Source organism: Streptacidiphilus anmyonensis (genome assembly GCF_000787855.1).
GTDB lineage: Bacteria > Actinomycetota > Actinomycetes > Streptomycetales > Streptomycetaceae > Streptacidiphilus > Streptacidiphilus anmyonensis.
Genome location: NZ_BBPQ01000001.1, coordinates 267,918 through 279,982, shown reverse-complemented (window position 1 = coordinate 279,982; position 12,065 = coordinate 267,918). Strand labels below are relative to the sequence as shown.

General features: G+C 72.4%; 9 protein-coding genes and 1 pseudogene. 6 read left to right on the top strand and 4 right to left on the bottom strand.

The window, feature by feature from the left end; translation table 11 throughout:
• Positions 1 to 14 precede the first annotated feature (14 nt).
• The 5 genes from galT (at position 15) to TR50_RS01210 (ending at position 6,294) form a co-directional block, all read left to right on the top strand.
• Positions 15 to 1,157, top strand: coding sequence for a galactose-1-phosphate uridylyltransferase (gene galT / locus TR50_RS01230; RefSeq protein ID WP_042412663.1), 1,143 nt, complete (start codon positions 15 to 17; stop codon positions 1,155 to 1,157).
• A complete protein-coding gene (gene galE, locus TR50_RS01225) occupies positions 1,154 to 2,170 on the top strand; it encodes a UDP-glucose 4-epimerase GalE (protein WP_042412661.1) in 1,017 nt (338 codons plus the stop codon). The genes galT and galE overlap by 4 nt, the downstream gene beginning before the upstream one ends.
• 143 nt (positions 2,171 to 2,313) lie before the next feature.
• The gene (gene galK / locus TR50_RS01220) at positions 2,314 to 3,486 is read left to right on the top strand and encodes a galactokinase (RefSeq protein WP_042412659.1); all 1,173 of its coding nucleotides are present in this window, start codon (positions 2,314 to 2,316) and stop codon (positions 3,484 to 3,486) included.
• A gap of 158 nt (positions 3,487 to 3,644) precedes the next feature.
• On the top strand, positions 3,645 to 4,988 hold the full coding sequence (locus TR50_RS01215) for an FAD-dependent oxidoreductase (protein ID WP_042412657.1): 1,344 nt from the start codon (positions 3,645 to 3,647) through the stop codon (positions 4,986 to 4,988).
• Positions 4,989 to 5,502: 514 nt separating this feature from the next.
• On the top strand, positions 5,503 to 6,294 hold the full coding sequence (locus TR50_RS01210) for a LuxR C-terminal-related transcriptional regulator (protein WP_042412654.1): 792 nt from the start codon (positions 5,503 to 5,505) through the stop codon (positions 6,292 to 6,294).
• Positions 6,295 to 6,367: 73 nt separating this feature from the next.
• Here TR50_RS01210 and TR50_RS46430 read toward each other — a convergent pair whose 3' ends face one another.
• From TR50_RS46430 to TR50_RS01190, 4 genes and pseudogenes are all read right to left on the bottom strand, one after another.
• The gene (locus TR50_RS46430; RefSeq protein WP_052440540.1) at positions 6,368 to 7,123 is read right to left on the bottom strand and encodes a hypothetical protein; all 756 of its coding nucleotides are present in this window, start codon (positions 7,121 to 7,123) and stop codon (positions 6,368 to 6,370) included.
• 566 nt (positions 7,124 to 7,689) lie between these two features.
• Positions 7,690 to 9,435 (bottom strand): annotated as a pseudogene (locus TR50_RS01200) (phosphatidylglycerol lysyltransferase domain-containing protein); the annotation flags it as partial.
• A 174-nt stretch (positions 9,436 to 9,609) separates the two neighbouring features.
• Positions 9,610 to 10,536 (bottom strand): SGNH/GDSL hydrolase family protein, encoded by a 927-nt coding sequence (locus tag TR50_RS01195; RefSeq protein ID WP_042412653.1) that lies wholly within the window; start codon positions 10,534 to 10,536, stop codon positions 9,610 to 9,612.
• Between the two features lie 136 nt (positions 10,537 to 10,672).
• Positions 10,673 to 11,170 carry a MarR family winged helix-turn-helix transcriptional regulator gene (locus TR50_RS01190; RefSeq protein ID WP_042412651.1) on the bottom strand — a complete coding sequence of 166 codons (498 nt, stop codon included), beginning with the start codon at positions 11,168 to 11,170 and terminating at the stop codon, positions 10,673 to 10,675.
• Between the two features lie 106 nt (positions 11,171 to 11,276).
• On the opposite strand from TR50_RS01190, the gene TR50_RS01185 reads away from it, so the two are divergent.
• Positions 11,277 to 12,065, top strand: a complete 789-nt coding sequence (locus TR50_RS01185; protein ID WP_084699621.1) for a methyltransferase domain-containing protein — start codon at positions 11,277 to 11,279, stop codon at positions 12,063 to 12,065.

The window sequence follows — 12,065 nt, the reverse complement described above, 5'->3', positions numbered from 1 at the left end:
TGGAGATTCCCGTAGTGAAGAAGACCAGCACGCGACTGGCCGACGGCCGTGAGTTGATCTACTACGACTCCCGTGACGACGCCGTCCGCAGCGCCCAGGACCAGCGGCCGCTGCCCCACAGTGAGACCCTCTCCGAACTGCGCCACGACCCCGTGCTCGACGAGTGGGTGGTCATCGCCGCGCACCGGCAGGGCCGGATCTACCACCCGCCGGCGGACGAGTGCCCGCTCTGCCCCTCGCGGGACGGGCGGCTGAGCGAGATCCCCGAATCCGACTACGAGGTCGTCGTCTTCGAGAACCGCTTCCCGTCGCTCGCCGCGCACCCGCACCCCGAGCAGGTGAGCGCGGCCCCGCCGCACGCGATCCGCCCCGCCGCCGGACGGTGCGAGGTGGTCTGCTTCACCCCCGAACACGACGCCTCCTTCGCCGACCTCAGTCCGCGTCAGGTCGGCACCGTGCTGGAGGCGTGGACGGACCGCACCGCCGAGCTGTCCACACTCCCCGACGTCGAGCAGGTCTTCTGCTTCGAGAACCGCGGTGTGGAGATCGGCGTCACCCTGGAGCACTCGCACGGGCAGATCTACGCCTACCCCTTCGTCACCCCCCGCACCGAGCGGATGATCGCCGCGGCCGTCGCCCATCGCGTCCGTACCGGCCGGAACCTCTTCGAGGACCAGTTGGAGGCCGAGCGCCGGAGCGGCGAGCGGATCGTCGTGGCCGGCGAGCACTGGACCGCTTTCGTGCCGTTCGCCGCCCACTGGCCCTATGAGGTGCATGTGTATCCCAACCGCCGGGTCGCGGACCTGCTCGCGCTCGACGAGGCGGAGCGCACCGAGTTCGCCCACCTCTACCTCGACCTGCTGCAGCGCTTCGATCTGCTGTTCACAGCGGACGAAGCCGTGGACGGCGTCAACAGCACGCCCAAGGCGTCCAGCAGGACGCCGTACATCGCGGCCTGGCACCAGGCCCCGGTGCGGCGCGGTGCGGACCGCGCCCAGGGCGCCGACGAGCTGGCGCTCCACATGGAGCTCTTCACCATCCGTCGTACCGTAGGGAAGCTCAAGTTCCTGGCCGGTTCAGAGTCCGGCATGGACGTGTTCATCAACGACGTCGCGCCCGAGAACGCAGCGCGACGCCTGCGGGAGGTCAAGGCATGAGTCAGTACCTGGTCACCGGTGGCGCCGGCTACGTCGGCGGCGTCGTCGCGGCGCACCTTCTCGAGGCCGGCCACGAGGTCGTCGTCCTGGACGACCTGTCGACCGGCTTCCGCGAGTCGGTGCCGGCCGGGGCGACCTTCGTGCAGGGCCGCGTCCAGGACGCCGCCGAGGTGCTGGACGGCTCCTTCGACGGAGTCCTCCACTTCGCGGCCAGCTCCCAGGTCGGCGAATCCGTCGCCGACCCGGAGAAGTACTGGCGCAACAACGTGGCCGGCTCGCTGGAGCTGCTGACCGCGATGCGCAAGGCGGGCGTGCGCCGCCTGGTCTTCTCCTCCACCGCCGCCGTCTACGGCGAGCCCGCGACGACGCCGATCCTCGAGACCGCGCCGACCAGCCCGACCAACCCGTACGGGGCGAGCAAGCTCGCCGTGGACCACATGATCACCAGTGAGGCGAACGCCCACGGCCTGGCCGCGGTCTCGCTGCGCTACTTCAACGTGGCGGGCGCCTACGGCCGCCAGGGCGAGCGGCACGACCCCGAGACGCACCTCATCCCGCTGGTCATCCAGGCGGCGCTGGGCCGCCGCCCGCACATCTCCGTCTTCGGTGAGGACTACCCGACCCCGGACGGCACCTGCGTGCGCGACTACATCCACGTCGCCGACCTGGCCGACGCCCACCTGCTCGCCCTCGACGCCGCGGCGCCGGGCCGGCACCTGATCTGCAACCTCGGCAACGGCAACGGCTTCTCGGTGCGCGAGGTCATCGAGGCCGTGCGCCGCGTGACGGGCCGTGAGATCCAGGCCGTCACCGCCGAGCGCCGCCCGGGCGACCCGGCCGTGCTGGTGGCCTCCGCCGAGCGCGCGCACGAGACCCTCGGCTGGCGTCCGCGCCGTGCCGACCTGGACGGCATCGTCGCCGACGCCTGGGAGTTCGCGCTCTCCCTGGCGGGCGAGCAGGAGCTCCCCCGGCCGGAGGCCGCGGGAGCCTCCACCGCACCGCAGCACCCCTGACCCTGCCGGCGCCCAGGCGGCACCCGCAGCATCGGGAGCACCCGCAGCACCCGAAGCACCGGCACCCTCGGGAGCACCCGCAGCACCCGCAGCGCCCGCAGTCGCCCGCACCACCCGAAGCCGCAGAGGTAGGAGAGCCGCCCGTGAACCAGCCGCACGCCGCCGTGGTCGCCGAGGAGTTCGCCGCGCTGTACGGGCGGGAGCCCGAGGGCGTGTGGCAGGCGCCGGGACGGATCAACCTGATCGGCGAGCACACCGACTACAACGACGGCTTCGTGCTGCCGGTCGCCCTGCCGCACGCGGCCCGCGTCGCCGTGGCCAGGCGTGACGACGGCGTGGTGCGGGTGCACAGTTCACAAGGCGGCGGCTCCGTGGTCGAGTTCACAGTGGAATCGCTCGCACCCGGCTCCGTCGCCGGCTGGGCCGCCTATCCCGCGGGCGCCCTGTGGGTGCTGCGTGAGGGCGGGCACGCCGTCCCCGGCATCGACCTGCACCTCGACAGCGACGTGCCGTTCGGGGCCGGGCTCTCCTCCTCCGCCGCGTTGCAGTGCGCGGTGCTGCTCGCCTGCGACGAGCTGCTCGGCCTCGGCATCGACCGGCCCAGCCTCGCCAGGCTCGCCCAGCGCGCCGAGAACGACTACGTCGGCGCCCCCGTCGGTGTGATGGACCAGACGGCCTCCCTGTGCTGCGCCGAGGGTGCGGCCCTCTTCCTGGACACCCGGGACATGTCGCAGCGGCAGGTCCCCCTGGACCTCGCCGCCGCCGGGCTGGTGCTGCTCGTCGTGGACACCCGCGTCGAGCACGGCCACGCGGACGGCGCCTACCGGCAGCGCCGTGAGGGCTGTGAACGCTCCGCGGACCTGCTGGGCGTCAAGGCGCTGCGCGATGTGGAGGCGGCCTCGGGCCCCGACCTGGACGCCCTGCTCGACCGGCTCCCCGAGGAGGAACTGCGCCGCCTCACCCGACACGTCGTCACCGAGAACGCGCGGGTGCTGGAGGCCGTCCGACTGCTCGACGAGGGCGGGCTGCGTGCCCTCGGCCCCGTCCTGACGGCCGGGCACGCCTCGCAGCGCGACGACTTCGCGATCTCCTGCGCACAGTCCGACACCGCGGTCGACACCGCGCTCGTCGCGGGCGCCCTCGGGGCGCGGCAGACGGGCGGCGGTTTCGGCGGCTGCGTGATCGTGCTGACCGAACCCGCTCTGGTGCCCGGCATCACCGCGGCGATTGCGGCCGCCTACGCGGCCCAGGAGAGCTGGAACGCCCCCGCGTTCTTCACCGCGACGCCCGCACCCGGCGCGCGACGCATGCGGTAGGGGCAGTCGGGGCGGGGGCTACACATAAGTCGGGCTTATGGGGTCATAAAGCAGGACTGACTACTGTGGCAGGCTGGCGGAGGTGAGGGTTGCCTTACCAGGTAGCCTCGCCGCCCTCCGCTCGTCAGTCGTCCTGTCGCTCCAAGGAGTCCTCTTCCATGACACGCACTCTCCGGGTCGCCGTCGTCGGGTCCGGTCCCGCCGGCATCTACGCCGCCGACGCCCTGCTCAAGTCGGACGTGGCGCAGGACCCGGGCGTGTCCGTCGACGTCTTCGAGCGCATGCCGGCCCCCTTCGGCCTGATCCGCTACGGTGTCGCGCCCGACCACCCCAGGATCAAGGGCATCATCACCGCCCTGCACCAGGTGATGGACAAGCCGCAGATCCGCCTCTTCGGCAACGTCGACTACCCGAACGACCTCACCCTCGACGAACTGCACCGGTTCTACGACGCGGTGATCTTCGCCACCGGCGCCAATGCCGACCGCGACCTGGGCATACCCGGCATCGAGCTCGAAGGCTCCTACGGCGCGGCCGACTTCGTGTTCTGGTACGACGGTCACCCGGACGTCCCGCGCACCTGGCCGCTCACGGCGGAGAAGGTCGCCGTGCTCGGGGTCGGCAACGTGGCTCTGGACGTGGCGCGCATCCTGGCGAAGACGGCGGACGAACTGCTGCCGACGGAGATCCCGGCCAACGTCCACGAGGGCCTGAAGCAGAACGCCGCCAAGGAGATCCACGTCTTCGGCCGCCGGGGTCCGGCGCAGGCGAAGTTCAGTCCGATGGAGCTGCGCGAGCTCGACCACTCGCCGAACATCGAGGTCATCGTCGACCCCGAGGACATCGACTACGACGAGGGCTCGATCGCGACCAGGCGCGGCAACAAGCAGGCCGACATGGTCGCCTCCACGCTGGAGAACTGGGCCATCCGCGATGTGGGCACCCGCCCCCACCGGCTCTACCTGCACTTCTTCGAGTCCCCTGTGGAGGTGCTGGGCGAGGGCGGGCGCGTCGTCGGCCTGCGCACCGAGCGCACGGAGCTGGACGGCAGCGGCAACGTCCGCGGCACGGGGCGGTTCAAGGAGTGGGACCTCCAGTCCGTCTACCGGGCCGTCGGGTACTACTCCGAGGAGCTCGCGAAGCTCCCCTTCGACCCCGACTCCGGCACGGTGCCGCACGACGCCGGCCGCGTCGAGCCGGGCACGTACGTGACGGGCTGGATCAAGCGCGGCCCGGTCGGCCTGATCGGCCACACCAAGGGCGACGCGAACGAGACCGTCGCCTCCCTGCTCTCCGACTACGCCGGGGGAGAGCTGACGCCCGCGGCGCTCCCGGAGCCGGAGGCGGTGGACGCGTTCCTGCGCGAGCGTGGCGTCCGCTTCACGACGTGGGATGGCTGGCAGCGCCTGGACGCGCGTGAGCGCGAGCTCGGTACTGCGGAAGGCCGGGAGCGCGTCAAGATCGTGCCCCGCGACGAGATGCTCGACGCCTCGGGCGCGTAGGCCGCGTGGGCACGCCCGGTGCACCGGGCGTGCCCACGCGCCCGATCCCGGCCGGTCCCGGCTGACCCCGGGTACTCAGGGTCGCTCCGGGCCACGCCTGGCGTTCCCGTTTCACCCATGTCCGCGTCTTCTCCGCTCCACCGGTGTCCGCGCCGCCTCCGCTCCACCGGTGTCGGTGCCATCTCTGCTCATCTCTGCTCGTGTCCCGCCTCGGCTCGTCTCCGCCCTGCGGGGGAGCCGCGCGAGCAGCGGGCAGGGGTGGCGGGCGGTCCCCGTCCGGGTCCCCGCGCACCGGCCTGTCCGCCGCTGACCAGGGCTGTCAGCCCACTGCGGGGTGGCATGGGGCTCCCAGGCGGACCGCACGGCGCTCGGTCCGGCTCTGCGCCCCCCGAGTGGTGCCGTCTCCCCGCGTGCATCGGTGACCGCGCTCGTTCGGGTGATAACGCCGCGTCATCGCGGGCGCGACCCTACGCTGGGTGCTGGAGGAGGCGGTGCTGCGTCGGGGGGAGCGGGCGTGGGGCGGATCAGGGTGCTGGTGGCCGACGGCCACCGGATCTTCGCGGAGGCGTTGGCGACGGCGCTCGCCGCGGAGCCGGATGTGGAGGTCGCCGCGGCGGGCAGCGCCGCGGGTGCGGAGCGCGCGCTGGAACGTGCCGCGGCGGAGGCGCGCGGATTCCAGGTGATGCTGGTCGACGCGGATCTGGGCGTCGGCGCCGGTGCCGCCGGATTGCCCGCGCCCGTCCTCGGCGGACCCGTCCGCCTGCCCGCCCAGCGGCGCTCGGCTGGCGCCGCGCCCCAGCCCCCGGCGGCACCCGGGCCGGTCGGCGCCGACGGAATCGCGCTGATCTCCAGGGCTCGCGCCGCCCATCCCGAGCTGCGGGTGATCGTGCTGGCCACCGCGGACGACCCGCACCGCGCGGTGCGCGCGCTGCAGGCCGGGGCGGGCGGCTGGGTGGCCAAGGAGAGCTCCCTCGGACGGCTGATGGCCGTGATCCGCGGCGTGATGCGGGACGAGACGCACCTCGCGCCGAGCCTGCTCACCGGCGTCATACGCGAACTGACCGCCGCGCGCCGGGACCGGACCGAGAGCGAGCGGCTGGTGGACACCCTCACGCCCCGCGAGAAGCAGGTGCTGCGCTGCATGGTCGCGGGGCTCGGTCGGCAGGCCGTCGCGGACCGGCTCTACCTGTCCCCGCACACCGTGCGCACGCACATGCAGAACGTCCTCGGCAAGCTCGGGGTCCACTCGACGCTGGCGGCCGTCGCGCTCGCGCGCCGAGCGGGCGTCGGTCCGGCGGACGCCTGACCTCGGGCGGTAGTGGGGAGGCCGCCCGGACGAGCTGCGCTCCCCACGGCGGAGCCCCTCGACGGAGCGGCGTTCAGATCCGGCGCCGCACCAGCAGGACGGCGTTGAGTGCGGCGGTCGTGCGGCGCGTCTGCCGCTGGACCAGTTCCGCGCCCAGGGCCACGGTGAGCGCGGTGAGGATGGCGACGAGATGCTCGGCGCCGGCCATGTTCGGCAGGATCAGGGCCTCGGCCACCATCGAGGCGACGACCAGCGCGCCCGTCACCAGCGCCCGGTAGCGCCAGGCGATGCAGACGGCGAGGGCCACGACCGCCACGGAGGGGCCGGTGTCCCGGACGAACTCGGCGCTGTAGGAGAGGCCGAAGAAGCGGTCCGGCCCCATCGAGGTGCCGAGGCGTGTGTACATGGTCCCGGCGAGGGTGGCCGCGTAGCCGACGGCCAGGGTGCGTACGCGTCCGAGGGTGAGCTCGGCGATGCCGAAAACGAGGAACACCTGGAGGGCCGCGCCCCAGACCGGCAGGTCGGGCGCGGGCACGAAGAGCGACAGGGGCGTGCGCGACAGCGCGACACCGAGAGGAAGCGAGGCGCGGACCACGCCCACCTGCTCGACGATCGCCGCACCCCGCGGGGACTGTTGCCAGACCTGGAACGCGAGGATGGCGAGGGTGGCGCAGATGGTCAGCGGCATCGCCGCGAGGCCGCGCCCGCGCAGGCCGCTGCGTATCGCGCGCGCCAGCGCGCCCCACTCGTGCTCCGCGGCGGCACGCAAGCTCGACCGCAGGGCCACTCCCGCGCCACCACCGACGGTTGCCGTTCCGTCCCTCTGCATGCGCGCTGTTCCTCCAGGGGCCAGGCATGTTCGAGGAAGTGCCAGGAAGTTCGAGGACGAATGCCTCTCTCCACGGTAAGCCGGAATGTCCGATAAGTCGGAATGGTGGCAGGTCGGTCCACGGCGGATCCGGCGGATGCGGTGGACGCGGCGGACAGCGGAGCGGCCTACTCCGGAGGAGTCGTCGCCCTCGGTGCGGGACCTTCGGCGGGGGCGGCGGAGGTCTGCGAGGACTCGGCGGCGCCGCGCCCGGGGTCCTGCCCTGGCCGCCGCGGATCCCGGCCCCGGCGCCCGTCGCCGTCTGCGTCACGGTCTCCGGGTCCGTCACCGCGTCCGTCTGCGCGTCCGCGACCGTGCCCGTTCGTGGCCGCCACACCGGCCTGGTCCTTCGGACGACCGGCCTGCCGGTTCCCGGCCGGAGCACCGGTCGTCATGCTCGCCGCCTCAGCCGCCTCAGCCGCCTCAGCCGCCTCAGCGGCTGCCGCGGCTCCTGTGCGCGGAGCGGTGGGGGCTGTGGCTGGGGCTGCGGCCGGGGTCGCACTCACGGCTTCGGCCGCGGCCGCCGGGACATGGCGTCGCTTGAACAGCGCGGGGAGGCTGGGCGCGGTGATGAAGCCTTCGGCGCGGGCCGAGGCGATGCCGATCCGGGGGAGGTCGCTGCTGCGCTCGAACAGCAGGTAGCGCGGCTCCCAGATCGGGCGGTACTTGGCGTTGGCCCGGTAGAGGGACTCGATCTGCCACCAGCGCGAGAGGAAGATCAGCACCTCGCGCCACAGGCGCAGGACGGGGCCTGCGCCGAGCTTGCCGCCGCGCTCGAAGACGGCGCGGAACATGGCGAAGTTCAGCGAGATCCGTTTCACGCCGACGGTGTCGGCCTGCCGGATCAGCTCGATGACCATGAACTCCATCAGGCCGTTGTCGGACTCGCGGTCGCGGCGCATCAGGTCGAGCGAGAGGCCCTCACGACCCCAGGGGACGAAGCTCAGCAGGGCGCGCAGCCGGCCCTCGCCGTCGTGGCACTCCAGCATCACGCACTGGCCGTCGGCGGGGTCGCCGAGACGGCCGAGGGCCATGGAGAAGCCGCGCTCGGTCTGGCCGTCCCGCCAGTGGTCGGCGAGCTGCAGCAGCGCGTCCATCTCGTCCTCCGGGATCGCCGCGTGGCGGCGGATCCGGACGGTGTAGCCGGCGCGGCCGACGCGCTTGTGCGCCTGCCGGACGCCGCGCATCGCGCGGCCGTCGAGTGTGAACTCGTCCACCTCGACGATCGCCTCGTCGCCGAGTTCCAGCGCGTTCAGGCCGTGGCGGGCGTACACGGTGCCGCCCTCCTCGCTGGCGCCCATCACCGCCGGGGTCCAGGCGTGCACCTGGGCCTGCTCCAGCCACTGGTCGATCGCGCCCGGCCACGCCTCGAGGTCGCCGATCGGGTCCCCCGAGGCGAGCGAGACGCCGCCGACCACGCGGTAGGCGACGGCGGCCTTGCCGCTGGAGGAGAAGACGACGCTCTTGTCGCGGCGCAGCGCGAAGTAGCCGAGGGAGTCGCGGTCGCCGTGGCGGTCGAGCATGTCCCGCAGCCGCCGCTCGTCGTCGTCGCACAGGTACTCCTTGCCCTTGGGGGCGCGGAAGAGCACGTAGAGCACGAGCAGGAAGAGGATCACGCTGAGCACGTTGATCGCGATGTCCACCCAGTGCGGGATGCGCACGCCCGCGTGCTCGGAGCCGGCGGGGGCGAGGGTGTAGACGCGCATCAGCGCGTAGTTCATCCGGTCCCACAGCGTGGAGCCGGTGGCGGTGTTGGTGACGGTCACCAGCGCGGTGCCGATCAGCATGCCGACGGCACCGCCGACGATCAGCGTGAGGATGGCGAGCAGCGGGTTGGAGCGGTCGCCCTTCGCGTGGAACTCGCGCCGTCCGACCAGCAGCGCGGCCACGAAGAAGGCGCTGATCGCGGCTGAGATCCAGTTGAAGGTGTGCTCGCGTACCTCGGGCGCGACGATCAGCGCCAGGGCGACCAGCAGCAGGTAGGCGCCGGACAGCACGATGTTGAAGATCCAGGCGGCCCGCTTGCGCCGTCGCATCATGATCGCCAGGAACCAGGCGAGCGCGGCGGAGGTGAAGCCGGCCGTCAGCAGGTACGGCGTGAACAGCTCGCCGGTGTTGTGTCGGGTGACCTGGCGGCGGAACGGCGCAGAGAAGGCCCCGAGCAGGTTGAGCGCGGCGGCGAGGCGCAGATACCAGATGGCCGCCCAAGCGGCTCGGCGTTGCCATTTCTCACGGTTGCTGGCCGGACTATCGGTCGACACGTGCGCATCCATCCCGTTCTGGGGCAATCTTCATGATTGCACACCAGAACGGGATGGATCAGACATCAGCTGGTGCAGCCGGGGGAAGCAGGGAAGCCGGTCGGCCTCGGCCGCCGGGCGGCCCGGACGACGGGCCTGCGCGACGGCCTGGGCGACGGCCTGACCGGCCGCAGGGGCCTCGGCCGTTCAGTGCCGGCGGTGCCGGAACAGGTCCAGGAACACCCCCGCGATCACCGCGTGGCCGGTCGGAGTGGCGTGAATGTCCTGGTAGGGCGTGCACATCCACGTCCATGTGCAGATCCGCGCCACGTTCAGGGGCACCTGGCCGACGCCGGGGAGGGTGGCCTGGTCGGTGAAGTCCAGCGTCGAGAACGCCGTCGACACGTCCGCGAGCCGGAAGCCGCCCGCCTTCAGGCCGAGCTCGACTGCGTCGTTCAGCCCCACGCTCAGCTGCGCCGACTCCTGTGCCGCCTGCTGCCCGGCCGGGCCCGTCAGCCAGACCGCGAGGAAGGGGTCGTAGTAGTTCATCGCGGCGTAGCGCGGGTGGCTGCCGCCCGCGCGGTGCAGTGCGGTGGTGATCTGCGGGACCTGCGCGGCGACGGTGGCGATGCCCTTGAGCGCACAGCTGACGTCGACGGCGCCGCCCTTCAGGCAGCCGTCCACGTCGTTGGCGCCGATGTCGAGCGTCACGTAGCTGACGTGACCCCGGTGCGCCCGCAGGAACTTCACGGCGGCGTCGAGCTGCGAGGTCGCGCCGGGGTAGTGGCAGATGCCGCCGGCGATCATCGTCTCGGTGGTCTCACCCGAGCAGCCGAGCTTGATGTGGACCAGGTCCGGGTCGTGCTTCTTGAGCTGGGCGTAGAGCTGGTCGGTGTAGGAGACGTTCGTGTCGTGCCCGATGTTCGGCTGGTAACCGGCGGCGAGCGAGTCGCCGAGCGAGACGTAGTAGTCGGGGTTCCGGTGGTGCGACGACGCGGTACTTCCTGTCGCTGGCGCCGTCGCCGTCGCGGAGGTCGAGCCCTCGGCGAAGGCCGGGCCGGCCAGGCCGGCTGCGAGCAGGGTGGAGCAGGCGGCTGCGGCCAGTACGCGCGCGAGCCGCGGCAGTGCGGTCATCGGGTGGTCCCCCCTTCGGGAGCCCGCGCTGTCGCGGACTCATGGGAAGGGAGTAGACAACCGGCCGGTAACCGCTGACAAGAGGCGTGCAGCAGGGGAACGCGGAGTGGCGGGAGCGGGGCCGCCCGGTGCTGCCCTAGTCCGTCAGGTTGTCGAAGGGGGCGACGAGTTGGCGCAGCAGCCCGGCGAGGTCGCCCCGCTGGGAGGTCGACAGCTCGCCGAGGATCGCGCGCTCGTGGTCGAGCAGGCCCGAGAGGGCTGCGTCCGCGCGCTCCTGCCCGCCCTGGGTCAGCCGGACCAGCACACCGCGGCGGTCGTCCGGATCGGGCAGGCGCTGGACCAGGCCCTTGCCGGCCAGACGGTCGATGCGGTTGGTCATGGTGCCGGAGGTGACCAGGGTCTGCGTCAGCAGCTGGCCAGGGGAGAGCTGGTACGGGGCGCCGGCCCGGCGCAGCGCGGTGAGCACGTCGAACTCCCACGGCTCCAGCGCGTGCTCGGCGAAGGCGGCACGGCGGGCGCGGTCGAGGTGACGGGCGAGCCGGCTGACCCGGCTCAGTACCTCGAGAGGTTCCACGTCGAGGTCGGGGCGCTCCCGGCGCCATGCTGCGACCAGCCGATCGACCTCGTCCTCCATGCTGATCAGTGTAGTCGGATATCTATCGACATGAAGTCTCTTGACATCAAGAATTTACGGACGCCATGCTGAAGATGTCTCGATATCAAGATACCTGGAGGTCGCGATGGCAGGCGTTCAGTGGGACCCGCAGCAGTACCTGCGCCACGCCGACCTGCGAAGTCGTCCCTTCTTCGAGCTGGTCGACCGGATCCCGGGCGCCCCGACGCGCGTCGTGGACCTCGGCTGCGGTCCCGGCAACACCACGGCGACGCTTCCTGCCCGCTGGCCCGACGCCCACGTCGTCGGCGTGGACAACTCGGCCGAGATGATCGACCGTGCGCGGCGCGACTTCGGCGCGACCGACTCCGCCGGCGTCGAGTTCCGACTCGGCGACATCGCGGAGTACGACCCGGCCGCGGACGCACCCGACCTGATCGTCTCCAACGCCGCGCTCCAGTGGGTCCCGGGGCACACTCGGCTCTTCCCCGCCTGGATCGACGCGCTGCCGAGCGGAGGCGTGCTCGCCTTCCAGGTGCCCGGCAACTTCGACAATCCGACGCACACGCTCCTGCACGACCTGCGCAACTCGCCCCGCTGGGCCGAGCGCGTCGGCGGACCGCACCGCGCCGCCGCGCCGGAGCCGGGGGAGTACCTCGACGTGCTGGCCGGTCTCGGCTGTGCGGCCGACGTCTGGGAGACGACGTACCACCAGGTCCTCCAGGGTGAGCGGCCGGTCCTCGACTGGATGCTCGGCACCGGGCTGCGCCCCGTCCTGGGCGCGCTGACCGATCCCGACGCGCGCGCCGCGTTCCTCGCCGAGTACGCCGCACTGCTCGACGACGCCTACCCGCGCCGTCCGTACGGGACGGTCCTGCCCTTCCGCCGCGTCTTCGCCGTCGCGGTCAAGCGCTGA

Excerpts from the sequence above, each read along its gene's own strand:
- galE (WP_042412661.1), top strand. The coding sequence starts at position 1,154 with ATGAGTCAGTACCTGGTCACCGGTGGCGCCGGCTACGTCGGCGGCGTC.
- TR50_RS01215 (WP_042412657.1), top strand. The coding sequence starts at position 3,645 with ATGACACGCACTCTCCGGGTCGCCGTCGTCGGGTCCGGTCCCGCCGGC.
- TR50_RS46430 (WP_052440540.1), bottom strand. The coding sequence starts at position 7,123 with ATGCAGAGGGACGGAACGGCAACCGTCGGTGGTGGCGCGGGAGTGGCC.
- TR50_RS01195 (WP_042412653.1), bottom strand. The coding sequence starts at position 10,536 with ATGACCGCACTGCCGCGGCTCGCGCGCGTACTGGCCGCAGCCGCCTGC.
- TR50_RS01190 (WP_042412651.1), bottom strand. The coding sequence starts at position 11,170 with ATGGAGGACGAGGTCGATCGGCTGGTCGCAGCATGGCGCCGGGAGCGC.
- TR50_RS01185 (WP_084699621.1), top strand. The coding sequence starts at position 11,277 with ATGGCAGGCGTTCAGTGGGACCCGCAGCAGTACCTGCGCCACGCCGAC.